This window comes from Pseudomonas sp. TH10, assembly GCF_016651255.1.
In the GTDB taxonomy this organism is placed as follows: Bacteria; Pseudomonadota; Gammaproteobacteria; order Pseudomonadales; family Pseudomonadaceae; genus Aquipseudomonas.
This window is the reverse complement of the sequence record NZ_JAEKEG010000029.1, coordinates 1-26,147: the sequence shown is the minus strand read 5'-3', so window position 1 is coordinate 26,147 and position 26,147 is coordinate 1. Positions and strand designations below refer to the sequence as shown.

The following is a 26,147-nucleotide window of genomic DNA, read 5'->3' as shown; positions in this document are numbered from 1 at the left end:
GGGTTCTACCCGGACACTGTTTTCCGACGTTCAAATCGTCGGTTGTGCCCAGGATGGTTCAGCCATCCTCTCTCATCTTCGGAGATTGCTATGCGTCTTGCTTCCACGAAAACTGCGGCGGCCCTGTGCGGTGGCCTGTTGCTGGCCATGAGTGTTCCGGCCAGTGCCGCAGTCGACGCCAAACTGCTCGACATGCTCAAGGCCAACGGTTCGATTTCCCAAGCGCAGTACGTAGAACTGCAAACTGAACTGGCCAAGGATCAGAAGGCTCAGCAAATCGCGCAGCAGGCGCAGCAAGAGACCAATGAACAAGTCGCGGCTGTCGCGAAGAAGACCAACGAACAAAGCGCTTTCGACCAGAAACTGGCGTGGGCCGCCAAGACCCAGTTCAAGGGTGATGTGCGTATTCGTCAGGAGACCGTCAAGATCGACGGCGAGTCCAACAATGGCGGCCGCGACAAGGATCGCCAACGCATCCGTGCCCGTCTGGGTGCCTACAGCGAGATCAACCCGCAGGTCGACACCGGCATCCGTATCGCCACCGGCGGCGGCGATGACGCTCGCTCGACCAACCAGAGCCTGGACAACTACTTCGACAAGAAATCGATCTGGCTGGATCAGGGTTACGTCGACTACCACCCCGATGCGATCAAGAACCTGCACATCGTTGGCGGCAAGATGCCGCAGCAATGGAGTAAGCATGGGCGACATCATCTGGGATAGCGATATCAGCCCCGAAGGCCTGGCCGTCACTTACAAATACCCGTTGGGCGCGAGCGCCGAACTGTTCGGCAGCCTGGGCAACTACACCCTCAAGGACAACGTCGACGGCGAAGGCGTGCAATTCCGTCACGACTTGCGTCTGACCGCTGGCCAGTTGGGTAGCCGCCTGGCGCTCACCGACAACCTGAAACTGACCCTCGGCGGCAGCGTCTACGCCTACCAGAATGACGAAGACATCACCGCCGGCGGCACCAGCATCCCATCGGTACTGGCCACCAACGGCAACACCCCGAACGAGCAGTTCAAACTGTACGAAGGCTTTGGTCAGCTGGACATCGGTGGCCTGGCGATGCCGCTGTCGCTGTACGGTCAGGTGGTCAATAACCAGGATGCCAGCAACGACCAGGACATGGGCTGGCTGGCGGGTGTGAAGACCAAGGTCTACGGCTTCGGCCTGGACTACAACTATCGCGACGTACAGCGTAACGCCGTGGTTGGCGCCTTCACCGACTCTGACTTCGCTAACGGTTTCACCGGTTCGCGCGGCAGCAAGTTGAAAGTGAGCTACGAGCTGGACAAGAACTTCTCCCTCGGCGCGACTTACCTGATGGCGAAATCCGACTATACCAACGCCACTTTGCGCGACTCGAAAATCAACACCCTGCAACTGGATGCTGAAGCCAAGTTCTGATAATCCCGCTGTCCGGCTCGGGCAGGGATGCCTGAGTCGCCTTTCCAAACCCGCTTGCGCTATCGGTCCCCATCATCTGTCCGATAGTGCATAGCGGGTTTTTGCGCTCGCGCATTCCCTGCCCCACTGCAGGAGCGGGCTTGCTCGCGATGGTAGTGAGGACGCCGCAGGGTGCCAGGCTCCCCGCGGTATCGTTGACGACCATCGCGAGCAAGCTCGCGCCTACAGGTGTGGGCGTTTAGCGCTTGCGCAGTATCACGCTGCCAATCGAGTAACCCGCACCGAACGAGCTGAGCACTGCCAGCGAGCCCGCCGCCAGGTCATCCTGGTTCTTGTGAAACGCAATCACCGAACCCGCCGAGCTGGTGTTGGCATAGGTGTCGAGGATCACCGGTGCCTCTTCTTCAGTGGCTTCGCGACCGAGCAGCTTGCGCACGATCAGGTGGTTCATGCTCAGGTTGGCCTGGTGCAGCCAGAAGCGTTTCACGTCGCCGACGTTGAGTTGGTTCTCTTGCAGATGCTCGCCGATCAACTCGGCGACCATCGGGCACACATCCTTGAACACCTTGCGGCCTTCCTGCACGAACAGCTTGTCGCGAGTGCCGATGCCCTCTTCCGCCGCGCGATTAAGGAAACCGAAGTTGTTACGGATGTTGTTGGAGAACTTGGTCAGCAGTTTGGTGCTGACCACGTCAAATTGGTGCTTGGAGGTCGCGGTGTCAGCGCGCTCGATGATCACCGCAGTCGCAGCGTCGCCGAAGATGAAGTGGCTGTCGCGATCACGGAAATTGAGGTGGCCGGTGCAGACTTCCGGGTTGACCATCAGGATGGCCCGGGCCTGGCCCAGTTGTACGCTGTTGGCTGCCGCCTGAATGCCGAAGGTCGCCGAAGAACAGGCCACGTTCATGTCGAAACCGAAACCCTGGATACCCAGCGCTTCCTGGACTTCAATGGCGATGGCCGGGTAAGCGCGTTGCAGGTTGGAGCAGGCGACGATCACGCCGTCGATATCAGCGGCGGTTTTGCCGGCGCGCTGCAAGGCTTGTTCGGCAGCGCCGATGGCCATTTGGCAGAGTACCGACCATTCGTCGTTGGAGCGCTCCGGCAGACGCGGGGCCATGCGCTGTGGATCGAGGATGCCGTCCTTGTCCATGACAAAGCGGCTTTTGATGCCCGAGGCTTTTTCGATGAACGCGGCGCTGGATTCGGTCAGGGCCTGGACTTCACCGCTGGCGATGGCCTCGGCGTTGTCCGCGTTGAACTGCGCGACGTAGGTATTGAAAGACTGCACCAGCTCTTCGTTGGAGATGCTGTTGGCCGGGGTGTACAGGCCGGTGCCGCTGATGACGACGTTATGCATGGTCGTTTCTCTAATCTGTTCAGGCAGAAAGTGCTGGAACCGTCGTACCAACACACAAAGGGTCTATTCCCATCCGGGGGACGCAAACCTGGCATCGCTTTACTCCGGTCCGCCTGTAGCCGCGAAGGCTCAAAACCGCAGGGCCGGCGTTTATAGGCGCGAAGTTTGCCATAAACACCGGGTTTTCGCCCTATATTGCACGACCCAACGATTTTACGCGGCCCCAACGTAGGAGCTGCCGCAGGCTGCGATCTTTTGATTTTTGTCGCGACACTGGAAGATCAAAAGATCGCCTTCGGCGGCCCCATGCAGGAGCTGCCGGGGCTACGGCTCGACCTGGGTCCATTGCTTATTCAGGCGTTTGTCGGAGATCGGAACCTTGGTGCCTAACTGCTGGGCAAACAGCGACACCCGGTATTCCTCCAGCCACCAGCGATACAGCTCAAGTTGCGGATCGCGTTTACCTTCCTGGGCGTGCTTGGCCGCGCGAGTCTGGTATTGCGCCCAGAGCCCGGCGAGTTCACCGCTCCAGACCCGGTCCTTCTGCACCTGCGCGCCGAGTTTCTCGAAACGCTGCTCAACGGCTTTCAGATAACGCGGCAGCTCTTTGAGCCACTGCATCGGCGTTTCCCGAACGAATCCCGGGTAGACCAGATGACTGATCTGCTGCTTGATGTCGTTCAGCGCCACAGCCTGGGCCAGATCGATCTTGCCCTTGAAGCGCTTTTGCAAACCGTGCCAGATCTTCAGGATTTCCAGGGTCAACCGCGCCACACGCTCGGCGTGCTCGGTCCAACTGCCGCGTTTGCGCTCAGCCAGCGCCGCCAGCCCCGCACCATCACGCGGCAACGGGTCTTCGCCTTCAAGGATGCAGCTGTCGAGACTGGCCAGCAGAATGTCCTCGACCAGCGCATCGACGCGACCCAAGTCGCGATAGAGCAGGCCCAGCTCAGTCTGCCCCGGCAATTTTCCGCGCAAGAACTTGGCCGGCTCGGCCAGTTGCTGCATCAACAACCGCTGCAACGCGCGACGATGCTGGAACTCGGCTTCGGCCGGGGTCGAAAACCGCCCTTCCTTGACCGTGCCGCCCTCTTCCACCAGCGCCGGATATACCGTCATCGATAGCCCGGCAATCTTCTGCTGAGTCTTTTCCGCCACCGGCGCGAAGACTTTCGCTTCCACCGGTTGCTGACTTTTCGCGCTCTGCGGCACGGCCAACGCGGCCTGACTGGCTTCGGCAAACCGTGCGGTCAGTTCGGCCAGATCACGCCCTTCGCCAAGGAACTTGCCTTGGCCGTCGACGATTTCCAGGTTCATCCGCAGATGCCCTTCGACTTGCTGCGCAGCTTCCGCCCACGCTTCGTCGCTGACCCGCGCACCGGTCATGCGCAACAGCTCGCGGCCCAGCGCTTGCGGCAGCGAACCCTCGGCAAACGTCATGCGTTGCAACGCAGCCTTGATGAAGTCGGGCACCGGCACGAAGTTCTTGCGCAACGCTTTCGGCAAGTTGCGCACGAGGGCGATGCACTTGGCCTCGATCAGCCCCGGCACCAGCCATTCCAGACGCTCCGGCGGCAGCATCGGCAACAACGGCGCCGGTACGCGCAGGGTCACGCCATCGCGCGGGTGATTGGGTTCAAAGTGATAGGTCAGCGCCAGTTCCAGATCACCAATGTGCAAGGTGTCCGGGTAATGCAGCGCGGTGACTTCGCTGGCCTCGCGGGCCAGCACGTCTTCTTCGCGCATGATCAGCAGTTGCGGATCTTTCTGGCTGTTGACGCGATACCAACTGTCGAAGGTCGCGGTCTGGTGAATCTCCGCCGGCAGCCGCGCATCGTAGAAGGCGTACAAGGTTTCTTCGTCGGCGAGAATATCCCGGCGACGGGCCTTGGCTTCGAGTTCGTCGAGTTGTTCCAGCAACTGCGCATTGGCCGACAGGCATTTGGCTTTCGATTGAATCTCGCCACGCACCAGACCTTCGCGGATAAACAGTTCACGCGAGACCACCGGGTCCACCGGGCCGTAATGCACCGGCCGACGGCCGACCACAATCAGCCCGAACAGCGTGATCTGCTCGAACGCGACGACCTGACCGCGCTTCTTCTCCCAATGCGGTTCGAAGTGGTTTTTCTTGATCAGGTGCCCGGCCAGCGGTTCAATCCAGTCGGCGTCGATCTTGGCGACCATGCGCGCATAGAGCTTGGTGGTTTCCACCAGCTCGGCGGTCATCAGCCATTGCGGGCGTTTCTTGCCGATGCCCGACGACGGATGAATCCAGAAACGGCGCTGCCGCGCGCCAAGGTAATCGCCGTCCTCTGTTTTCTGGCCGATCTGGCTGAGCAGCCCCACCAGCACCGCTTTGTGCAGTTTCGGGTAATCCGCCGGCTCTTTATTGAGGCTCAACTGCATGTCGCGGCAGATCAGGCTCAACTGGCGATGGGAATCGCGCCACTCGCGCAGACGCAGATAGTTGAGGAAGTTCTTCCGGCACCAATTGCGCAGCGGGCTCGCGGTCAACGCCTGGCGCTGCTCTTCAAAACCACGCCACAAATTGACCAGCCCGGCGAAGTCGGAATCGACATCTTTCCATTGCGCATGGGCCTGATCTGCCGCTTGCTGACGCTCCGGCGGACGCTCGCGCGGGTCCTGAATCGACATGGCGCTGGCGACGATCAGTACTTCCTGCAGGCTGCCGAGTTTTGCCGCTTCAAGCAGCATGCGGCCCATGCGCGGGTCTACGGGCAGCCGCGCCAGCTGGCGACCGAGCGGTGTCAGCTGGCTGTTGCGATCGACCGCCGAGAGTTCTTGCAGCAGGTTGAAACCGTCGCTGATCGCCTTGCCATCCGGCGGCTCGATGAACGGGAATGCGGTGATCTCGCCGAGACGCAAATGCAGCATCTGCAAAATAACGGCGGCGAGGTTAGTGCGCAGAATTTCCGGATCGGTGAATTCCGGGCGCCCGATGAAATCCTCTTCGCTGTACAGGCGGATGCAAATGCCCGGTTCGACGCGACCGCAACGGCCTTTACGCTGGTTGGCGCTGGCCTGGGAAATGGCTTCGATGGGCAGGCGCTGGACCTTGGCCCGATAGCTGTAGCGGCTGATGCGCGCGGTGCCGCTGTCGATCACGTAGCGGATGCCGGGCACTGTCAGCGAGGTTTCCGCGACGTTGGTAGCCAGCACCACCCTGCGCCCCGGGTGCGACTGGAAAATGCGCTGCTGTTCGGCCGGTGACAGCCGTGCATACAGTGGCAGGATTTCAGTGTGCTTGAGTTGGGCCTTGCGCAGCATGTCGGCGGCGTCGCGGATTTCCCGCTCGCCGGGCAGGAACACCAACACATCCCCGGGACTTTTACGCTCGCTACGCTCGAACGCGGCGACTTCGTCGAGGGCGGCGAGGATCGCCTGATCCACGGTCAAGTCATCTTCGACGCGATTACCCTCTTCGTCCTGCTCCAGCGTCAGCGGGCGATACCAGGTATCGACCGGGAAGGTACGGCCGGACACTTCCACAATCGGCGCATCGTCGAAATGCTTGGAGAAACGCTCCAGATCGATGGTCGCCGAAGTGATGATGACTTTCAGATCCGGGCGACGCGGCAGCAGGGTTTTCAGGTAACCGAGCAGGAAGTCGATGTTGAGGCTGCGTTCGTGGGCTTCGTCGACGATGATCGTGTCGTAACGTTCGAGATAGCGATCATTCTGGGTTTCCGCCAGCAGGATGCCGTCGGTCATCAGTTTGATCAGGGTGTTGGAATCGCTTTGATCTTCGAAGCGCACTTGATAGCCGACCAACGAACCGAGCGGCGTGCCGAGTTCTTCGGCGACGCGACTGGCGACACTGCGTGCGGCAATTCGACGTGGCTGGGAATGCCCGATCAAGCCGTGCTGGCCACGACCGATTTCCAGACAGATTTTCGGCAACTGCGTGGTTTTACCCGAGCCGGTTTCGCCCGCGATGATCAGCACCTGGTGCTGTTCCAGCGCCTTTTTGATTTCGTCGCGCTTGGCCGCAATCGGCAGGCTGTCGTCGTAACGAATCACCGGCAGGCTGGCCTTGCGCGCCAGTACCTGATCACAGGATGCCTGCATCCGCGTCACCCACAGGGCCAACTTGGCCTCATCGGGCTTTTTACGCAGCTCAAGCAACTGCCGCCGCAGCCGATGGCGGTCGGCGAGCATGGCGTGGTCGAGGTTTTTCAGCAGTTTGTCGATGGAGGGCGATTCGTCGGTCATCGGGTACGCAATTCGGTCGTCTATTTGTGCAGGGGGCCGATTGTCGCAGATTTACTATGGATTGCGGATGTTCAAAGCGGGGCATGCGTAGGCGCTGCCGAAGGCTGCATCTTTTGATCCTGATTTTGTCGGTGCTTTTGAGCAACAAAATCCAAAGATCGCAGCCTTCGGCAGCGCCTACAGGGTTGTGGCGTTATTCGTTATCGAGGCCTTTGCGCCGGTATGGGAAGACATCAATGACTTTCCCCGCCCGAATCGCCTCTTGCAGGCTCTTCCAGTAATCGGCGTTGTACAACTCGCCATGCAGTTGATCGAACAACTTGCGCTGGCCGGAATCGGCGAACAGAAACGGCGGAAATTCTTCGGGAAACACATCCAGCGGCCCGATCGAATACCACGGCTCGGAGGCCATTTCGTCCTCAGGCGTACGCGGTGCCGGAATATGGCGGAAGTTGGCTTCGGTGAGAAAGCAGATCTCGTCGTAGTCATAAAACACCACACGCCCGTGACGGGTGACGCCGAAGTTTTTCAGCAGCATGTCGCCGGGAAAGATGTTCGCCGCCGCCAACTGCTTGATCGCCAGGCCGTAATCCTCCAGCGCCTCACGCACCTGGGCGTCGTTGGCGTTCTCCAGATAGAGGTTGAGCGGAGTCATCCGCCGTTCCGTCCAGCAGTGGCGGATCAGTACTGTGTCGCCGTCGACCGACACCGTCGACGGCGCCACTTCGAGCAATTCCTCAAGACATGCCGGATCGAATTTGCTCAGCGGAAAACGGAAATCGGCGAATTCCTGGGTATCGGCCATGCGCCCTACCCGATCGACGCTTTTCACCAGTCGGTACTTCTCGATCACCGTGGCGCGGTCGACGTTTTTCGACGGCGAAAAGCGGTCCTTGATGATCTTGAACACCGTGTTGAAGCCCGGCAGGGTGAACACGCTCATGACCATGCCACGGACACCGGGGGCCATGATGAATTGATCGTCGGTGTTGGCCAGGTGATTGATCAGCGCGCGGTAGAACTCGGATTTGCCGTGCTTGTAGAAGCCGATCGAGGTGTACAGCTCGGCGATGTGCTTGCCCGGCAAAATGCGCCGCAGAAAACCGATGAATTCTGCCGGCACCGGCACGTCGACCATGAAGTACGAACGAGTGAAAGAGAAAATGATCGACACATCTGCTTCATCGGTGATCAACGCATCGATCTGAATCCCGCGCCCTTCGCGGTGCAACAGCGGAATCACCAGCGGCCATTGCTCATCGCGGGTGTAAATGCGCCCGACCAGATACGCGCCCTTGTTGCGGTACAGCACCGAGGAAAACAACTCGACACTGAGTTCCGGATCCTTGCACACCCAGTCCGGCAGGTTCTCGCGCAGTTGCGCTTCGAGGCGGCGCAAGTCGCCGGGCAAATCGGCGTAATCCTCGCCGAAGCGGTAGTCGGCAAAAATGCTCGCGAGCATCCCCGACAACTGGCCCTGCGGCTTGTAAGTGCGGGTTTGTGCGGCGCGGGCACGGCGCAAACTCGGGCGGGTGGTGTGGATGAACATGCAGCCGTCGCTGATCAGGTCATGGCTGAACAGCCCGCAGAAAATCGAGTTGTACCAGGTCTCGGACAGTTCATCGTCGAAGCGCAGGTCGATGACGCTGATGTAAGCGCTTTTCACCAGCGGCCAGCAGCTGACATTCATCAACGCATCGATCTGGAAAGAGGCGCGCAGGCGCTCCACCGTCTCACCGACTTTGTCTTCGTAGAGATTGATCCGCGCGGCCGACGCCGATTGCGTTTCCTGCCACAGCGCGTGTTCGAAGCGTTCACGCGCGCCATCGGTGATCCGGCGGAAATGCTCGCGGTAATCGTCAAAGCCATCGAGGATCATTCGGGCGATGTCGGCGGCTGGCCATTGCTGCGGCATAGGTAAAACCTCGGCGGCTGTTCTTGTCATTGGAGCCTGAGCTTAGTGGCCCTTTGTTACGCAACGCAACCATTGCCTTGTGCCCCGACTGGCGCGACACTTGCGCGCCAATCAACGAAGGAACGTGCCGTGAACCCCGTCGATATTTTTCGCATGCTGTCGTTGGCGGCCATTTGGGGTGCGAGCTTTCTGTTCATGCGCATCATCGCCCCGGTCATCGGCACCGTGCCCACCGGGTTCTTGCGGGTGTCGATCGCCGCCGCCGGGCTGTTGGTGATTCTGGGACTGATGCGCATCAGCTGGGATTTCAAGGGCAAACTCAAGACGGTGATGCTGCTCGGGGTGATCAACTCCGGCATTCCGGCGACCCTCTATTCGGTTGCAGCCCAGGTGCTGCCGGCGGGCTACTCGGCGATTTTCAATGCCACCACGCCGTTGATGGGCGTGCTGATCGGCGGGCTGTTCTTCAGTGAAAAACTCACTCCGGCGAAATTGGGCGGAGTGTTTCTCGGCCTGTTCGGCGTCGGTGTGCTGACCCGTGCCGGGCCGGTGGCGTTCGATATGCAACTGCTGATGGGCGCCCTCGCCTGCCTGCTCGCGACCACCTGTTATGGCTTTGCCGGGTTCCTCGCACGGCGCTGGCTGGATCACGCTGGCGGCCTCGACAGCCGTCTGTCGGCCTTGGGCAGCATGCTCGGGGCGACGCTGTTCCTGCTGCCGCTGTTTGCTTACAGCGTGGCCACCCAACCTCCCGCAAGCTGGGGCGGCTGGAATGTCTGGTTATCGCTGCTGGGATTGGGCCTGGGGTGCACGGCTTTCGCGTACATCATTTACTTCCGCCTGCTGACTTCAGTCGGGCCGGTGAAGTCAATGACCGTGACCTTCATGATTCCGCCGTTCGGCGTGTTGTGGGGTGCGCTGTTGCTGGATGAGCCGTTGTCGATGGCGCATATCTACGGCGGAATGTTGATTGCCGTGGCGTTGTGGCTGGTGTTGAAACCGGCCAGGGGGCTGGCCGGTAGATTTGTTCAAGGCTGATTGTCGCCATCGCGGGCAAGCCCGCACACATTGGTGCTCCTGTGAACACATACCTGTGGATCACTGAAGCCACCTGTGGGAGCGGGCTTGCCCGCGATGGCGGCCTTACAGCCTCCCTACAAGGCAGCCTGACTCACCTCACCGTCCACCAACCGCCGAATCCCCAGCGGATTGGCATTCTGCAATGCCTCAGGCAGCAAGGCATCCGGGTAATTCTGAAAGCACACCGGCCGCAGGAATCGGTCTATGGCCAGTGTGCCTACCGAAGTCCCGCGGGCATCCGAAGTGGCCGGATACGGCCCGCCATGCACCATCGCCTCGCACACCTCGACCCCGGTCGGATAGCCATTGAGCAAAATCCGCCCGACCTTTTCCTGCAACCGTTCGGCCAGCCAGCGATACTCCATCAACTCCGCAGCCTCACCGATCAGCGTCGCGGTCAGTTGCCCGCGCAAGCCATCGAGCGCTGCCGCCAACTGCGCCTGATCTTCAACCTCGATGACGATAGTGGTCGGCCCGAACACCTCCTCCTGCAGCAATTCGTCGCCCTTGAGCAACAGGCTGACATCCGCCTGGAACACCTGCGGCTGCGCCTGATTGCCCTCTTGCGGTTTACCCGCCAGATGCTTGAGGCCGGGATGTTCGTGCAATTCACCCAGCCCGCGGCTGTAGCTGGCCAGTGCACCGGCGTTGAGCATGGTCTGCGCCGGTTGCTGGTTCATGCTCGCGCAAAAGGTTTGCAGGAACTGGCTGAACTGCGGCGAACGCAGGCCGATGACCAGGCCCGGGTTAGTGCAGAACTGCCCACACCCCAGCGTCACCGAGCCGGCGAGCTGCGCGGCGATCTGCTCGCCACGGGCCTTGAGAGCCTCGGGCAGCAGGAACACCGGGTTGATGCTCGACATCTCGGCAAATACCGGGATCGGCTGAGGACGGCTGGCAGCCATCTGGCTGAGGGCATTGCCGCCCTTGAGGGAACCCGTAAAACCTACGGCCTGGATGGCCGGGTGTTTGACCAGCCACTCGCCCACGCCACCGCCATAGATCATGTTGAACACGCCCGCAGGCATCTGCGTGCGTTCGGCAGCGCGCATGATCGCATCCGCCACCCATTCGGCCGTTGCCATGTGCCCGCTGTGCGCTTTGAACACCACCGGGCAGCCCGCGGCCAGGGCTGATGCGGTATCGCCACCGGCAGTGGAAAAAGCCAGGGGAAAGTTGCTCGCGCCAAACACCGCCACCGGCCCCAGCGCAATTCGGTACTGGCGCAGATCCGGACGTGGCAAGGGTTGGCGATCCGGCAATGCCTGATCGATACGCGCGCCGTAGAAGTCGCCACGACGCAGCACCTTGGCGAACAAACGCATCTGCCCGCTGGTACGCCCGCGCTCACCCTGGATACGCCCCGCCGGCAGCGCAGTTTCACGGCAGACAATGGCGACAAAATCATCGCCCAGCGCGTCGATTTCATCGGCAATCGCGTCCAGGAACTGCGCGCGCTTCCCGGCGCTCAGGTTTCGGTAGACCGGGTAAGCCGCTGCGGCAGCTTCGGCAGCAGCGTCCACCTCGGCTTCGGTTGCCTGGAAAAAGCTTCCCGGCAATGGCTCGCCGGTGCTTGCGTCAAGGCTGTGCAGTTGCAAAGAACCCTTGGCACTGCGATGCCCGCCGATGTAGTTGTGTCCGGTATGCGTGGTCATGAAAGAGTCCTTGGCCGGCCGACAGCGCCGGGAATTGAAGGCTTAAAGTGCACGAACCTGGCCTATTTCCAGCGGCTGGGCACTTTCGCCGATACCGTTTTCCAGAGGGGCGCCGAACGCATCGAGGCTGACCTGGAATCGATCACCCGGCTGGGTTTTAATCCCGTCGGCGAACGACAGCGTGGCGGTACCGAAGTAATGCACGTGAACATCACCAGGGCGCAGGAATTGCGCGTACTTGAAGTGGTGGAATTCGAGATTGGCCAGACTGTGGCACATGTTGTCTTCGCCGCTGAGAAACTCTTTTTCCCAGATCGTTTCGCCATTGCGCGTGATGCGGCTGGTGCCTGCCAGGTGGCGGGGTAATTCACCCACGCGCAACTCCGGACCATAGGCGCAGAAGCGCAGTTTCGAGTGGGCGAGGTACAGGTAATTGCGGCGCTCCATCACATGGTCGGAGAACTCGTTGCCCAAGGCGTACCCGACCCGGTACGGCAGGCCGTCGTCGCCTATGACGTAGAGGCCCGTCAGTTCCGGCTCTTCACCGGCATCCTCGGCGAAGGGCGGGACCGGAAAATCGGCACCGGGGCGCACAACAATGCTGCCATCGCCCTTATAGAACCACTCCGGTTGCGCCCCGACCTGCCCGGCCGCTGGCTTGCCGCCTTCCAGGCCCCATTTGAAAATGCGCATGGTGTCGGTCATGCCGGCCTCCACCACGCCCTCCTGCTGATGCATCTTGTCCCGCGCCGAAGCGCTGCCCAGGTGGGTCAGGCCGGTGCCACTGATCAGGCAATGGGCCGGGTCTTCGTGGTCGAGCGGTGCCAGGACTTTGCCCTGCGCCAGCAGTTGCGCGTAGTCCGGGCCAGGCTCGGTGCCACGCAGCGCGGCCTCTTCCTGCAGGCTTCGTCCGGCGCGAATCGCCGCCAGTGCCAGTTCACGTGTGTTGCGAGTGTCGCGCAGTACCTGGACCAACGGCCCGTCGACGAGGCCGACGTGGCGTTCACCGGCAGTGTTTTCAAATTGAATCAGGCGCATGTCGGCCCTCCACAGAGTCGGGGGATGGCGCCGCCGTGAGCGGCGCTGCAAGGTCACTCGATGATGTTGAAGTCGCTCAGGTATTCATCGGAGATTTCCAGGCCCAGGCCCGGCGTGTTGTCGTCGAGCTGGATGTAACCGTTGACCGGTTGCGGCTCGCCCTTGAACACGTAGTAGAAGAGTTCGTTGCCGACCTCGACGTCGAACACGGGGAAGAATTCGGCCATCGGCGAGGCGGTGGTGGACATGGTCAGGTGGTAGTTGTGCATCTGCCCGGCGTGGGGAATCACCGGCACCGACCAGGCTTCCGCCATGGCGTTGATCTTGCGTGCCGCGGTGATGCCGCCGACGCGGTTGGTGTCGTACTGGATCACGTCGATGGCGCGGCGTTCCAGCAGGTCTTTAAAACCGTAGGAAGTGAATTCATGCTCGCCGCCGGAGATCGGCATGATGCCCATCTTCTTCAGCTCGATGTAGCCTTCGATGTCGTCGGCAATCACCGGTTCTTCAAGCCAGCGCGGTTCGAACTCTGCCAGTTTTGGCAACATCCGACGGGCGTACTCCAGGGTCCAGCCCATGTAGCATTCGAGCATGATGTCGACATCAGGGCCGGCCAGTTCACGCAGCGCGCGCACCTGCTCGATGTTCTTGCGCATGCCCGCCGGGCCGTCCTTAGGGCCATAGCCGAAGCGCATTTTCAGCGCGGTGAAACCCTGGTTCAGATAACCCTGGGCTTCTTCGAGGAACAGGTCGAGGTTGTCGTTGGCGTAGAGCTTGGAGGCGTAGGTCCAGATCTTCTCCTTGGTGCGCCCGCCGAGCAGTTTGAACACCGGCTTGTTCACGGCCTTGCCCATGATGTCCCAGATGGCGATGTCGATCGCCGAGATCGCTGCCATGCCGATGCCTTTGCGACCCCAGGCGTGGCTCTGGCGGTACATCTTCTGCCAGATGTATTCGTTGTCGAACGGGTCTTCGCCAATGGCAATAGGCGCCAGGTAGGTGTCGATGATTTCCTTGGCCACTCGCGGCGCCAGGGCGCAGTTACCGATGCCGACCAGACCGGTGTCGGTCTCGACTTCCACCACCAGCCAGCCATGGAAACGAAACGAGCCCATGGCATCGCCGCGTTCGAACAGGATGTCACTGGCGTTGGTGCAGAAGTGTGCCTGAGGTGGAACGACTTTACCTTTCCACTCAAAAACTCGGGTTCGGATTGCTTTGATTTTCATGGGTACTGTTCCTTGCGCTGCCGGCTTCTTGTTATTAAGTCGCTGATTAGATGGGGCGACTTTTAGCCAGCGCGTAGGGGCGCGGATAATCACTTATGCGTATCCGGCGATAACCTGGGGTGATCGCAATTCGCAATTTATGCTGAAAGAAGGTTATAGGGAAAAGCAAAAGATCGCAGCCTTCGGCAGCGCCTACAGGGAATACAAAACCTGTGGGAGCTGCCGAAGGCTGCGATCTTTTGATCTCTACCCCTTAGTAGTTGTTGGCTCCCATCCGGCAGGCGATTTCGAACGCCTGGCGTATCGCGCCGACATTGGCCTTGCCCTGCCCGGCAATATCAAACGCCGTGCCATGGGCCGGCGTGGTGATCGGGATCGGCAAGCCACCCTGCACCGTCACCCCACGGGAGAACCCCATCAGCTTGATCGCGATCTGCCCCTGGTCGTGATACATCGTCACCACCGCGTCAAAGGCACTGGCATCTCCTGGACCTTGAGGAAAATAGTGTCTCCCGGATACGGACCTTCCGCCGCGATACCCAACGCCTGGGCCGAGCGCACCGCCGGACCGATGATGTCCAGTTCCTCGCGGCCGAACGAACCGTTGTCACCGTTGTGCGGATTGAGTCCGCACACGCCAATGCGCGGTTTTTCCAGGCCATTGCGCTTGAGCGCGGTATCGATCAGCTGGATCGCTTCCACCACACGTTCCTGGGTCAGCATGCCGGGCACTTGCGCCAGCGCCACGTGGGAGGTCACCCGGGAAGTCCAGAGGTTGTCGAGCACGTTGAATTCGCAGAACGGCCCGTGGAAATCCAGCAGCTCGGCGAACCAGTGCAACTCGTCGCTGTGGGCCATGCCGGCCATGTGCAGGGAGGTCTTGTTCAACGGGCCGAACAGCACCGCATCGGTGGTGCCGGCTTCGGTCAGGCGCAGTGCCTTTTCCAGCGTGTCGAGGCTGTAGCGACCACCGGTGACACTGGCTTCACTGCGGGCAAACTCACCGAGGGTGTCCCCCGATAGTCGTAGAACAGCGGAGTGTCATCGACGAACGACAACTGCTCCAGGGACTCGACGCGCCGGTAGGGAAATTCCACCCCGGCAATGCGCATGCCGCGTTGCATTTCCGCTTCGTCGGCAATCAGGATCACGTTGGCCTGACTGCGCACCGCAGGCTCGGCGAGCAGTCGTGCAATCAGTTCCGGGCCAATGCCCGCCGGGTCGCCGAGGACCATGGCGATGGATGTCTTGTTCATGCTTCACTCCTCAAAGGTTCAGGCCGTGTCCGGTCGATAGTGCCAGGCTCGCAGCGATATACGCGCTGCGCATTGCTGTAGAACAAACGCTCCTGGTCCGCCCGCGGCAGATCAGCAACGATGGATTTGAAACCGTTGTAAATGACATCGAACGAGCCGCACAGGCTGTCCACTGGAAAGTTGCTGGCGAACATCGCCCGACCCGGGCCGAACATCGCGATGACTTCGCGCACGATCCAGGCATTGTCCTTGGTGCGCCACGCTTGGCCGGCCTGGCCGAGGCCAGAGATTTTCACCTGCACGTTCGGCCACTCGGCCAGTCGCGCCATCGCCAGGCGCCATCCGGCCAGGCCTTCGGCGCTGCGGTCACTGGGCAACCCGGCATGATTGAGAATCAGCGTGGTGCCGGGAAAATCCCGCGCCAGGCGTTCTGCCTCGTGCAGATTCCACCACGGCGTCTGCAGGTCAAAATGCAGCCCGAGCTCTTGCAGCGCCGCGTAACTGCGGCGCCAGTGTTCATCGCTCATCAGGCTGCGCCTATGCCCGACCTGTGCCCGGGTGGTCGGGCCACCGGGTTTGTGACGCACGCTGCGCACGCACTTGTAGCTCGCTTGCTCGGCGAGCACCGCAACCGCGTCCGGGTGATCGAGCCAGGCTTGCGCGACGATTGCATTGGGCGCGCCATAACGTCGGGCCAGTTGCTCGATGAAACGGGTTTCGCCGATCGGGTCCTGCGGGTCCCATTCCGATTCGATGTACACCGTTTGCACAACGTGATGGGCGCCAGCATCGGCGAAATAATCGTCAGGTAAATAGCGACGCTTGATCGCACTGTAATTTCCGTAGCGAAAAGCCAGGTCGGCATCTGCAGCCAGCCACGGATGGGGGTTGATCGACGGGTCCCAGAAATGCTGATGGGCATCGATGATCGGGCCGCTCCACAGTTCAGTCATCATGCACCTCGCAGCAAAAAGCACTGAAACGGGCCATGGCGCATACCTCGTTTTATTTTTGTTCTGGACGCTACACACCGCCGAAAAACGGCGATGACGAGCACTATCGAAGGCTGGGTGATAACCGTCCAATCAAAACTTGAAATAAGCCGATAGCCTTAGGTTATGTCACAACCACCTTTCACATGACTGCGAGCATATTGCGCTGTGAGCGACTTTCCCTCAAATGGCTCTGGCACAGAGCTCTTGGCGGTTGATGCGATTTTTGATGCGCCGAGCTATAACCTCAGGCTATCGGTGTATGTATTGTTTTGACTAGACGCGGGGCTTGCACCTTCCCACACTCACTCAGGCTTGCGGCTTAAGCGCTCAGACAAGCCACTCATAACAACTACAAAAACGAGGCCCTTCCATGCGAAATGCATTCGTCCGTCGCACGTCCCGTCTGTTCCTCGGCTGCTCGCTGGTCGCCGCTGGCGTCCTCCCGGCGCTCGCCAACGCAGCCTGGCAACCCGACAAAAACGTCGAAATCGTCGTCGCTGGTGGTCCCGGTGGCGGCACCGACCAGCTCGGCCGGCTGATCCAGTCGATCATCTCCACGCACAAGCTGCTCGAGGTCAATACCATCGTCCTCAACAAGGGCGGCGGCAATGGTGCCGAAGCGTTCCTCGACCTGAAAATGAACAAGGGCGACCCGGAAAAACTGGTGATTGGCACCAACAACATTTACCTGTTGCCGCTGGTTTCCAAACTCGGTTACCAATGGCAGGAATTGACCCCGGTCGCCGCCGTTGCCGAGGATGACTTCATCCTCTGGAGCTATAAAGATGCGCCCTGGAAAGACGCCAAAGGCTTCTACGAAGCGGCCAAGGCCGACCCGGCGAAAATGCGCATGGGTGGCAGCCAGTCCAAGGATGTCGACCAGACCCTGACCCTGCTGCTCAACCAGACCAACAACAGCAAACTGGTGTACATCCCGTTCAAGAGCGGCAGTGAGGCCGCGACTCAACTGGCCGGCAAACACATCGCCGGCAACGTCAACAATCCCAGCGAAAGCATCAGCCAATGGCGCGGCGACCAGATCGAACCACTCTGTGTGTTCAGTAAAGAGCGCATGACCTACACCGAGAAAGTCGCTGGCGACAAATCCTGGGCCGACGTACCAACGTGTCACGAACAAGGCCTGGGCATCGATCAGTACCGCTTCCCGCGCACCGTGTTCATGCCCGGTGAAGTCACTGCCGAGCAGCGCGCGTTCTATGTCGAACTGTTGCGCAAAGTTACCGAGACACCAGAGTTCAAGGCCTACGTGAAACAGAACGCGCTGGTGCCTACGTTCCTCGAAGGCGAGCCATTGACCGCCTACATTGAAAAGGACACCGCCCGGGTCACGCCGGTGTTCAAGGAAGCCGGCTGGCTGAAAAACTGAGTCGCCCGCGGCCGTTCGACTGCGTACGGCCGTCACCTGCTGGAGGTGTTTTCATGTCCCATTCTTCGGATTCACCGGCGCTGGTCGGTACCCGCTGGGTCGAGCTTGGCCTGACCGTCTTCACCACCCTGATCGGTGTGGTGGTGATGTTCGGCAGCATCGAACAGGGTATCGGCTGGGGCGATTCCGGCCCTGAGCCGGGTTACTTTCCCTTCTATATCGGCCTGCTGCTGAGCGCCGCCAGCCTGGGTAATGCAGTGCTGACGCTGGTGCGCTGGAATGCGCTGGGCGTGGCGTTCGTCAGCCGCAGTGCGTTTCGCCAGGTGCTGTCGGTGTTCATTCCGATTGCGCTGTTCGTCGCGGCGATGCCGCTGGTGGGGATCTACGTGTCCTCGGCCTGCTTCATTGCGTGGTTCATGTGGAGCGACAAAGCGCGCGCCACGCCGTACAGCAAGTGGAAAATCGCCAGCATCTCCCTCGGTGCGGTGCTGGCCAGTTACCTGATTTTCGCGCTGTGGTTCAAGGTCCCGCTGGATGCCGGCCCGTTGGGCGACTGGATTGCCCTGGCCGGGAGATACTTCAAATGAGCGAATTCGACTCCCTGTTGCAAGGCATGAACCTGATCCTCACCCCGGGCCACATTGGCCTGATGGTGGTTGGCGTGCTGCTGGGCATCCTGGTCGGCGTGTTGCCAGGTCTGGGCGCCCCCAATGGCGTGGCGTTACTGTTGCCGCTGACGTTTACCATGTCGCCGGTGTCGGCGATCATCCTGCTCTCTTGCATGTATTGGGGCGCGCTGTTTGGCGGCTCGATCACCTCGATTCTATTCAACATACCCGGCGAGCCCTCATCGGTGGCAACCACCTTTGACGGCTACCCGATGGCGCGCGAAGGCCGTGCGGCGGAAGCACTGACCGCAGCCTTCAGCTCCGCCTTGATTGGCGCACTGGCCGGCGTATTGCTGCTGACCTTCCTGTCGACGCGCATTGCCGAATTCGCCATGTCGTTCAGTTCACCGGAATTCTTCGCGGTGTACCTGCTGGCGTTCTGTACGTTCATCGGCATGAGCAAGAACCCGCCACTGAAAACCGTGGTGGCGATGATGATCGGATTTGCCATGGCGGCAGTCGGCATGGACACGGTGTCCGGCAACCTGCGCCTGACGTTCGACATGCCCACCCTGATGACCGGAATCAGCTTCGAAGTGGCAGTGATTGGCCTGTTCGGTATTGGTGAAATCCTCTGCACTGTCGAGGAAGGCCTGGTGTTCCGTGGCGAACATGCTCGAATCACGCCAATGGTGATCCTGCGCACCTGGGCGAAGCTGCCGCGTTACTGGTGGACGATTGTGCGCAGCACCATGGTGGGTTGCTGGATGGGTATCACCCCCGGCGGCCCGACGGCGGCATCGTTCATGAGCTACAGCCTGGCGCGGCGCTTTTCGAAAAACCGCGAGAACTTCGGCAAAGGCGAACTCGAAGGCGTGATAGCCCCGGAAACCGCTGACCATGCCGCCGGCACCAGCGCCCTGTTGCCAATGCTGACCTTGGGCATCCCCGGTTCAGCGACGGCCGCCGTGATGCTCGGAGGCCTGATGATCTGGGGCCTGCACCCTGGGCCAACCCTGTTCGTCGAGCAACATGACTTTGTCTGGGGCCTGATCGCGAGCATGTACCTGGGCAACGTGGTGAGCCTGATCGTGGTGTTGGCCACTGTGCCACTGTTCGCCTCGATCCTGCGCATTCCGTTTTCGATCATTGCGCCGATCATCATCATGGTTTGCGCCATCGGCGCCTACTCCGTGCACAACTCGTTCTTCGATGTGGTGCTGATGCTGGGCTTCGGCGCCCTGGGCTATCTGTTCAAGAAACTCGGCTACCCGATTGCGCCACTGGTGCTCGCGGCGGTGCTGGGTGACAAGGCAGAAGATGCATTCCGTCAATCGATGCTGTTTTCTGACGGTCACATCGGTATTTTCTGGTCCAACCCGTTGGTGGGCGGGCTGACCACGGCAGCGCTGCTGATGCTGTTCTGGCCGTTGATCTCCAAGGTGTTGCAAACCCTGCTGGGCCTGCGCAAGCCAGCGGTTGCCAAACCAAAATCGGTGCTATGACACAGCAATGCTGGCAACGCCTGACAATTGTTGTCAGGCTTGCCGCAGTCTTTCTTGCGAGTGCGGCCCATGACCCGAATTCCTGATGCCAATTTGATCCACAGCCGACTGCGTCTGCGCCAACTGCGGCTGATGCTGGCGCTGCAGGAATTCGGTTCTTTGCGCCGCGCCGCCGACCATATCGGCATGACCCAACCTGCTGCCACCAAGATGCTGCACGAGGCCGAAGACCTGCTCGGCGTCGAACTGTTCGAGCGCTTGCCCCGGGGCATGCGTTCAACACCCTTCGGCGAGACCGTGACCTATTACGCGCGCATGGTCTTTGCCGAACTGAGTGGCATGCGTGAAGAACTGGTCGCTCTCGAGTCAGGCAACCTGGGCCGGGTTGCGGTGGGGGCCATCCCGGCCCTCGCCTCGGGGCTGCTGACCCGTACCATCGCAACGCTGAAACAAAGCCATCCACGGTTGTCCATGAGCATCCAGGTCGACACCAGCGACGTGCTGGTCCAGGCCTTGCTGCAAGATCAACTGGACATCGTGCTGGGACGAATTCCAGCCGGGGCGCGAGCCGAGGAACTGCTGTTCGACAGCCTGGGCGAAGAAGCCTTGTGCGTCATCGCCGGCGCGCAGAACCCGCTGGCCAAGGAGAAAGCAATTGAGCTGGGCGGAATTGCAGAACATGACCTGGGTGCTGCAACAACACCCAAGCCCGATGCGCGCGATCATCAATCAGGTGTTCCACAACGCGCGGGTCGATATCCCCAGCAGCATCGTCGAGACCACGTCGATCATGACCTTGCTGTCCCTGATCCAGCAGACCGACATGCTGGGCGTGACGCCCGTTTCGGTGGTGGAAGATTATCCGGGGCGCGATCTGCTGGCCGTGTTACCGATCAAGTTCGAGGCACGCCTGCCACCGTTCGGCTTGATTACCCGCAGGCACCGGATTCAGTCGTCTGCGATGCAGGCGTTCATGAATTCGGTGCGGGCGGAGCATGTTTTGACTAAATAACGAGCCGGCAGCCTATGGAATCCGTTGACCCTGATCACTCCATCGCCAGCAGGCGTTGCTGCCACAGGTCATGATTGCAAAATGAAAGTGCCTGGGGGCTTCACGGACGGCTTCAGCCGAACAGCCAATACCCCAGCAACCCCAACACCACCACTGCCAACACCGGCCGCAGCACCCTGTAGGCCTTGGGATTTCGCCGCTTCCACTGCTTGATCACACCACTGAATCTATCGCTGGAATTCTTGCTCCAGGCATAGGCCTGGTTGATCCCGCCCACCCGCTCGTCATCCAGGTTCTGCGGCGCGGTAGCACGGCCCAGCAAGCCGCTGATCCAACGGTTGATCCGGGTCATGAGGCGATTGCTCAGCGGACGTTCAACGTCGCAGAACAGAATCACGCGGGTCTTTTCGGTTTCATTCTTGACCCAGTGCACGTAAGTCTCATCGAACATCACGTCTTCGCCATCGCGCCAGGCGTAGATCTGACCGTCGACGAAGATCCGGCAATCGTCGGAGTTCGGTGTCGACAGGCCGAGGTGATAACGCAGGGAACCGGCAAACGGGTCGCGGTGCGGATTCAAGTGACTGCCGCCCGGCAGCAACGCGAACATCGCACCTTTGACGTTGGGTATTGCACTGACCAGCGCCACGGTCTTCGGGCACAGGGTTTCGGCCGATGGCAGGGGTTTGTCGTACCACTTGAGGTAGAAGCGCTTCCAGCCTTTCTTGAAGAACGAGCCAAAACCGGCGTCGTTGTTCTTTTCCGCAGCGCGGATGTAGCCCTCGTCGAACAGGTGCATGGCTTCGTCGCGAATGGTTTCCCAGTTATCGCGCAGCACATCCAGTTCCGGGAATTTGCTGCGATCCAGATACGGCTTGGACGGCACGCTGGAGAACAGGTACATCAAAGCGTTGTACGGAGCGAACAGCGCCGAGTGGTTGACGAACTGGCGCAATACCGGCAAGCGCGCCTTGCCGCGCAAATGCACATAGAGCGTGCTGCCCAGAAACAGCAGCAGCACAAACGCCTTGGCGGCAAACGAAAAGGTCATCAACAACTCCTTGAAAAAAGACAACGCTGCGCAATGCCATGTACCCGGCATGGCAGCCGGCCATGATAAACACTACCGGCTTCGGGAAAAACCCGCAAATTTCGACATTCAGTGTTAAGGATTCAGTAACAAATTAATTAGTAGCACAGAGTTGCTGAACGAGGGCTGACTTGGGTCAAGCCCCGCAGCCCTCTGCAACCTGCAACCTGTGGGAGCGACCTGCTCGCGATAGCGGCGAACCCTTCAACATCAATGCCGATTGATCTACCGCCATCGCAAGCAGGCTCACTCCCACAAAGGCACATCCAAAAAATAGCGATGATGCTTGTTACGCCTGGTTTTCCTGTTCGGTGAACAAATCACTGAACAACATGCTCGAGAGATAACGCTCACCGGAATCAGGCAGGATTACCACGATGGTCTTGCCCTGCATCTCCAGGGTCTCGGCCAGTCTCACCGCGACGGCCATCGCCGCTCCGCAGGAGATACCACACAAGATGCCTTCCTCCTGCATCAGGCGCAAAGCCATGGCCTTGGATTCTTCGTCAGTCACCAGTTCGACGCGATCAACCATCGACAAATCGAGGTTTTTCGGCACGAAACCGGCACCGATGCCCTGAATCTTGTGCGGGCTCGGCTTGATCTCTTCACCGGCCAACGCTTGGGTGATCACCGGAGAAGACACCGGCTCCACGGCCACGGAAAGGATCGGTTTGCCCTGGGTATTCTTGATATACCGCGAAACACCGGTGATAGTTCCACCGGTTCCCACTCCCGCTACCAGCACGTCGACCGCACCGTCGGTGTCATTCCAGATTTCCGGCCCGGTTGTCTTCTCATGAATCGCCGGGTTGGCCGGGTTTTCAAACTGCGCAGGCATGAAGTGAGTGGAGGGATTGCCGGCGACGATTTCGGCGGCCTTTTCGATCGCGCCTTTCATGCCTTTGGCCGGTTCGGTCAAGACCAGTTCAGCGCCAAGGGCTTTGAGCACCTTGCGTCGCTCGATGCTCATGGAGGCCGGCATCGTCAGCATCAATTTGTAACCACGAGCGGCAGCGACAAACGCCAGACCGATGCCGGTGTTGCCGGAAGTCGGTTCGACGATGGTCATGCCCGGCTTGAGTTTGCCGCTGCTTTCGGCGTCCCAGATCATGTTGGCGCCGATCCGGCATTTGACCGAATAACCGGGGTTGCGCCCCTCGATCTTGGCCAGGATGGTCACACCACGCGGCGCGATACGGTTGATCTGCACCAACGGCGTATTGCCGATGGAATGGGCGTTGTCAGCAAAAATACGGCTCATGGCTGGGTCCTTATGCAGCATTGAATTCAGCGCCAAAGGTATGCCTGTTGCCCATTACAGTCCAGTCGGAGCGAACGTCTGCAACACGCAGTAGTCAATCGCTTTACACCGTCAGGGAATCGCCCCCATGAAGCGTCGCTACAGCTGGCCGTTATGGACTTTCGCAGGAATCGTTGTGCTGCTGATCGCATTGCACATCGCCCTGCCTTATGTGGTGCGCGACTATCTGAACGACAAACTGGCGAACATGGGCGATTACCGTGGCCAGGTGACCGACGTTGACCTCGCACTGTGGCGCGGCGCTTACACCATCAACGGGCTGAAAATCGTCAAGGTCGACGGCAAAGTGCCGGTGCCGTTCGTCAATGCACCGGTGATTGATCTGGCGGTCAGTTGGCACTCGCTGTGGTACGACCATGCCGTGGTGGCGCAGGTGAAATTCTTCAATCCCGAGGTCAACTTCGTCGATGGTGGAGGCAACAAGCAGAATTCCCAGACCGGTCAAGGTACTGACTGGCGCGCCCAGCTGGGAAAATTGCTGCCGATCACTCTCGACGAAGTGCAGATTCACGACGGCAAGATCAGTTTCCGCAACTTCAATTCCAAGCCACCAGTGAACATGAACGCCACCAACGTCGAGGCCAGCATCTACAACCTGACCAACGTGGTAGATACCGAAGGCCGGCGTGACGCACGCTTCGAGGGCAAGGCCCTGCTGCTCGGCCATGCGCCGCTGGAAACCACGGCGACCTTCGACCCGCTGAGCAACTTCGAAGACTTCGACTTCCGCCTGCGGGCGCGGGACATCGAACTCAAGCGCATGAACGATTTCGCCTCTGCCTATGGCAAGTTCGACTTCAATGCCGGCCATGGCGACGTGGTCATCGAAGCGGAAGCCAACAAGGGTCGACTCAAGGGTTACATCAAGCCACTGCTCAAGGATGTCGACGTGTTCAACTGGCAACAGGACGTTGAAAACAAAGACAAGGGCCTGTTCCGCTCTGTCTGGGAAGCCATCGTCGGCGGTTCGGAGACGGTGCTGAAAAACCAGGTCAAAAATCAGTTCGCCACCCGGGTCGAGCTGAGCGGCAACGTGCATCGGCAAGATATCAACGCCTTCCAGGCGTTTTTGCAGATTTTGCGCAACGGATTCGTCCAGGCGTTCAATGCCCGCTATGAGCGACCGAAGCCGGATGCGGGTTGAGTCACCGGGTGACGCCCCATTCAGAGACTGAATAAGCCGTCTGCGTTCACAGTCGACCGGCCTGCGCGTTATAGTCGGGCATCCGATTATTTCGCCCCCGCCCTGCCCGCTCAGGTCGGCGTTACCGTTCGAGGATTAGCAGATGAAGTTCGAAGGCACCCAGGCCTACGTCGCCACCGATGACCTGAAGCTGGCGGTCAATGCCGCCATCACCCTGGAGCGGCCGCTGCTGGTCAAGGGCGAGCCGGGCACCGGCAAGACCATGCTCGCCGAGCAATTGGCCGAATCGTTCAACGCCAGGTTGATTACCTGGCACATCAAGTCGACCACCAAGGCGCATCAGGGCCTGTACGAGTACGACGCGGTCAGCCGTCTGCGCGACTCGCAACTGGGCACTGAAAAAGTCCACGACGTGCGCAACTACTTGAAGAAGGGCAAGCTCTGGGAGGCTTTTGAGTCCGAAGAGCGCGTCATTCTGCTGATCGACGAAATCGACAAGGCTGACATCGAGTTCCCGAACGACCTGCTGCAAGAACTCGACAAGATGGAGTTCTACGTTTACGAGATCGACGAGACCATCAAGGCCAAGAAGCGCCCGATCATCATCATTACCTCCAACAACGAAAAAGAGCTGCCGGACGCCTTCCTGCGCCGCTGCTTCTTCCATTACATCGCCTTCCCGGATCGCCCGACCCTGCAAAAAATCGTCGACGTGCACTACCCCGACATCAAGAAGGATCTGGTCAGCGAAGCGCTCGACGTGTTCTTCGATGTGCGCAAAGTGCCGGGCCTGAAGAAGAAGCCGTCGACCTCGGAACTGGTCGACTGGCTGAAGCTGCTGATGGCCGACAACATCGGCGAAGCAGTGCTGCGCGAACGCGATCCGACCAAGGCAATCCCGCCGCTGGCCGGTGCCCTGGTAAAGAACGAGCAGGACGTGCAATTGCTCGAGCGTCTGGCGTTCATGAGCCGTCGTGGCACCCGCTGATCCCTCTTTTAACAAGATAGAGGGCGATAGCCATGTTGCTCAACCTGTTCAATGAAATGCGTGCAGCCAAGGTGCCGGTGTCGGTGCGCGAGCTGCTCGACTTGATCAACGCGCTGAAGCAGCGCGTGACGTTCGCCGACATGGACGAGTTTTATTACTTGTCGCGGGCGATTCTGGTGAAGGACGAGCGCCATTTCGACAAGTTCGACCGCGCGTTCGGCGCCTACTTCAATGGTCTGGAAAAACTCGACGATCACTTGCAGGCGTTGATTCCCGAAGACTGGCTGCGCAAGGAATTCGAGCGTTCGCTGAGCGACGAGGAACGCGCGCAGATCCAATCCCTCGGCGGTCTCGACAAACTGATCGAAGAGTTCAAGAAGCGTCTGGAAGAACAGAAGGAACGTCACGCCGGCGGCAACAAGTGGATCGGTACCGGCGGCACCAGCCCGTTCGGTTCCGGCGGTTTCAACCCGGAAGGCATTCGGGTTGGCGATGCCGGCAAGCGCCAGGGCAAAGCGGTGAAAGTCTGGGATCAGCGCGAGTACAAGAACCTCGACGATTCGGTGGAGCTGGGCACGCGCAACATCAAGGTGGCGTTGCGCCGTCTGCGTAAATTCGCTCGCCAAGGCGCGGCAGAAGAGTTGGACATCGATGGCACCATCGACCACACCGCTCGCGACGCCGGCCTGCTGAATATTCAGATGCGCCCGGAGCGGCGCAACACGGTCAAACTGCTGCTGCTGTTTGACATCGGCGGCTCGATGGACGCGCACGTGAAGATCTGCGAGGAGCTGTTCTCGGCCTGCAAGACCGAGTTCAAACACCTGGAGTACTTCTACTTCCACAACTTCATTTATGAATCGGTGTGGAAGAACAACATGCGCCGCACCTCCGAGCGCACGTCAACCCAG

At 60.0% G+C, this 26,147-nt stretch carries 16 protein-coding genes and 3 pseudogenes; 9 read left to right on the top strand and 10 right to left on the bottom strand.

The genetic code is table 11. The features are described 5' to 3' along the window. The first annotated feature begins 90 nt into the window (after positions 1-90). Positions 91-1,414: pseudogene (locus JFT80_RS03855) on the top strand (putative porin). Positions 1,415-1,652: 238 nt separating this feature from the next. Here JFT80_RS03855 and JFT80_RS03850 read toward each other — a convergent pair. The 3 genes from JFT80_RS03850 to aceK form a co-directional block, all read right to left on the bottom strand. Next, entirely contained in the window at positions 1,653-2,774 is a 1,122-nt protein-coding gene (locus JFT80_RS03850; RefSeq protein ID WP_201146972.1) for a beta-ketoacyl-ACP synthase III, read from the bottom strand. Between the two features lie 324 nt (positions 2,775-3,098). Continuing rightward, complete coding sequence (gene hrpA / locus JFT80_RS03845; RefSeq protein WP_201146971.1) at positions 3,099-7,010, bottom strand: ATP-dependent RNA helicase HrpA; 3,912 nt, start codon at positions 7,008-7,010, stop codon at positions 3,099-3,101. A 193-nt stretch (positions 7,011-7,203) separates the two neighbouring features. Further along, the gene (aceK, locus tag JFT80_RS03840) at positions 7,204-8,925 is read right to left on the bottom strand and encodes a bifunctional isocitrate dehydrogenase kinase/phosphatase (protein ID WP_201146970.1); all 1,722 of its coding nucleotides are present in this window, start codon (positions 8,923-8,925) and stop codon (positions 7,204-7,206) included. Between the two features lie 129 nt (positions 8,926-9,054). Here aceK and JFT80_RS03835 point away from each other — a divergent pair, with 129 nt between their 5' ends. Beyond that, the gene (locus JFT80_RS03835) at positions 9,055-9,963 is read left to right on the top strand and encodes a DMT family transporter (protein WP_201146969.1); all 909 of its coding nucleotides are present in this window, start codon (positions 9,055-9,057) and stop codon (positions 9,961-9,963) included. A gap of 116 nt (positions 9,964-10,079) precedes the next feature. Here JFT80_RS03835 and JFT80_RS03830 read toward each other — a convergent pair whose 3' ends face one another. The 5 genes and pseudogenes from JFT80_RS03830 to JFT80_RS03810 all read right to left on the bottom strand — a co-directional run bounded on the left by JFT80_RS03830 (position 10,080) and on the right by JFT80_RS03810 (position 16,136). Further along, entirely contained in the window at positions 10,080-11,660 is a 1,581-nt protein-coding gene (locus JFT80_RS03830) for an aldehyde dehydrogenase (NADP(+)) (protein ID WP_122837869.1), read from the bottom strand. A gap of 42 nt (positions 11,661-11,702) precedes the next feature. Then, positions 11,703-12,698 carry an AraD1 family protein gene (gene araD1, locus JFT80_RS03825; RefSeq protein WP_122837868.1) on the bottom strand — a complete coding sequence of 332 codons (996 nt, stop codon included), beginning with the start codon at positions 12,696-12,698 and terminating at the stop codon, positions 11,703-11,705. Between the two features lie 53 nt (positions 12,699-12,751). Then, entirely contained in the window at positions 12,752-13,927 is a 1,176-nt protein-coding gene (locus JFT80_RS03820) for an L-rhamnonate dehydratase (protein WP_122476260.1), read from the bottom strand. A gap of 253 nt (positions 13,928-14,180) precedes the next feature. Beyond that, a pseudogene (locus JFT80_RS03815) lies at positions 14,181-15,183 on the bottom strand (4-hydroxythreonine-4-phosphate dehydrogenase PdxA). Further along, positions 15,180-16,136, bottom strand: a complete 957-nt coding sequence (locus JFT80_RS03810; protein WP_201147024.1) for an amidohydrolase — start codon at positions 16,134-16,136, stop codon at positions 15,180-15,182. The pseudogene JFT80_RS03815 and the gene JFT80_RS03810 overlap by 4 nt, the downstream one beginning before the upstream one ends. A 412-nt stretch (positions 16,137-16,548) precedes the next feature. Between JFT80_RS03810 and JFT80_RS03805 the strand changes: the two genes are divergently transcribed. From JFT80_RS03805 to JFT80_RS23770, 4 genes and pseudogenes are all read left to right on the top strand, one after another. After that, positions 16,549-17,565, top strand: a complete 1,017-nt coding sequence (locus JFT80_RS03805; RefSeq protein ID WP_122837865.1) for a tripartite tricarboxylate transporter substrate binding protein — start codon at positions 16,549-16,551, stop codon at positions 17,563-17,565. 53 nt (positions 17,566-17,618) lie between these two features. Then, on the top strand, positions 17,619-18,152 hold the full coding sequence (locus JFT80_RS03800; protein ID WP_122837864.1) for a tripartite tricarboxylate transporter TctB family protein: 534 nt from the start codon (positions 17,619-17,621) through the stop codon (positions 18,150-18,152). Continuing rightward, entirely contained in the window at positions 18,149-19,678 is a 1,530-nt protein-coding gene (locus JFT80_RS03795) for a tripartite tricarboxylate transporter permease (protein WP_122837863.1), read from the top strand. Before JFT80_RS03800 ends, JFT80_RS03795 begins: the two co-directional genes overlap by 4 nt. A 69-nt stretch (positions 19,679-19,747) precedes the next feature. Then, positions 19,748-20,690: pseudogene (locus JFT80_RS23770) on the top strand (LysR family transcriptional regulator). Positions 20,691-20,802: 112 nt separating this feature from the next. Here the strand turns inward: JFT80_RS23770 and JFT80_RS03785 are convergent. Both JFT80_RS03785 and cysK read right to left on the bottom strand, forming a co-directional pair. Then, on the bottom strand, positions 20,803-21,741 hold the full coding sequence (locus JFT80_RS03785; RefSeq protein WP_201146968.1) for an aspartyl/asparaginyl beta-hydroxylase domain-containing protein: 939 nt from the start codon (positions 21,739-21,741) through the stop codon (positions 20,803-20,805). A 328-nt stretch (positions 21,742-22,069) separates the two neighbouring features. Continuing rightward, complete coding sequence (gene cysK, locus JFT80_RS03780) at positions 22,070-23,044, bottom strand: cysteine synthase A (RefSeq protein ID WP_201146967.1); 975 nt, start codon at positions 23,042-23,044, stop codon at positions 22,070-22,072. Between the two features lie 127 nt (positions 23,045-23,171). Here cysK and JFT80_RS03775 point away from each other — a divergent pair, with 127 nt between their 5' ends. From JFT80_RS03775 to JFT80_RS03765, 3 genes are all read left to right on the top strand, one after another. Further along, positions 23,172-24,248, top strand: coding sequence for a DUF748 domain-containing protein (locus tag JFT80_RS03775; protein WP_201146966.1), 1,077 nt, complete (start codon positions 23,172-23,174; stop codon positions 24,246-24,248). Positions 24,249-24,390: 142 nt separating this feature from the next. Continuing rightward, positions 24,391-25,236, top strand: coding sequence for a MoxR family ATPase (locus tag JFT80_RS03770; RefSeq protein WP_201146965.1), 846 nt, complete (start codon positions 24,391-24,393; stop codon positions 25,234-25,236). Positions 25,237-25,268: 32 nt separating this feature from the next. Then, the coding region (locus tag JFT80_RS03765) for a VWA domain-containing protein (RefSeq protein WP_201146964.1) at positions 25,269-26,147 on the top strand (879 nt) is incomplete at its 3' end.

Excerpts from the sequence above, each read along its gene's own strand:
- JFT80_RS03850 (WP_201146972.1), bottom strand. The coding sequence starts at position 2,774 with ATGCATAACGTCGTCATCAGCGGCACCGGCCTGTACACCCCGGCCAAC.
- hrpA (WP_201146971.1), bottom strand. The coding sequence starts at position 7,010 with ATGACCGACGAATCGCCCTCCATCGACAAACTGCTGAAAAACCTCGAC.
- aceK (WP_201146970.1), bottom strand. The coding sequence starts at position 8,925 with ATGCCGCAGCAATGGCCAGCCGCCGACATCGCCCGAATGATCCTCGAT.
- JFT80_RS03830 (WP_122837869.1), bottom strand. The coding sequence starts at position 11,660 with ATGACCACGCATACCGGACACAACTACATCGGCGGGCATCGCAGTGCC.
- araD1 (WP_122837868.1), bottom strand. The coding sequence starts at position 12,698 with ATGCGCCTGATTCAATTTGAAAACACTGCCGGTGAACGCCACGTCGGC.
- JFT80_RS03820 (WP_122476260.1), bottom strand. The coding sequence starts at position 13,927 with ATGAAAATCAAAGCAATCCGAACCCGAGTTTTTGAGTGGAAAGGTAAA.
- JFT80_RS03810 (WP_201147024.1), bottom strand. The coding sequence starts at position 16,136 with ATGACTGAACTGTGGAGCGGCCCGATCATCGATGCCCATCAGCATTTC.
- JFT80_RS03805 (WP_122837865.1), top strand. The coding sequence starts at position 16,549 with ATGCGAAATGCATTCGTCCGTCGCACGTCCCGTCTGTTCCTCGGCTGC.
- JFT80_RS03800 (WP_122837864.1), top strand. The coding sequence starts at position 17,619 with ATGTCCCATTCTTCGGATTCACCGGCGCTGGTCGGTACCCGCTGGGTC.
- JFT80_RS03795 (WP_122837863.1), top strand. The coding sequence starts at position 18,149 with ATGAGCGAATTCGACTCCCTGTTGCAAGGCATGAACCTGATCCTCACC.
- JFT80_RS03785 (WP_201146968.1), bottom strand. The coding sequence starts at position 21,741 with ATGACCTTTTCGTTTGCCGCCAAGGCGTTTGTGCTGCTGCTGTTTCTG.
- cysK (WP_201146967.1), bottom strand. The coding sequence starts at position 23,044 with ATGAGCCGTATTTTTGCTGACAACGCCCATTCCATCGGCAATACGCCG.
- JFT80_RS03775 (WP_201146966.1), top strand. The coding sequence starts at position 23,172 with ATGAAGCGTCGCTACAGCTGGCCGTTATGGACTTTCGCAGGAATCGTT.
- JFT80_RS03770 (WP_201146965.1), top strand. The coding sequence starts at position 24,391 with ATGAAGTTCGAAGGCACCCAGGCCTACGTCGCCACCGATGACCTGAAG.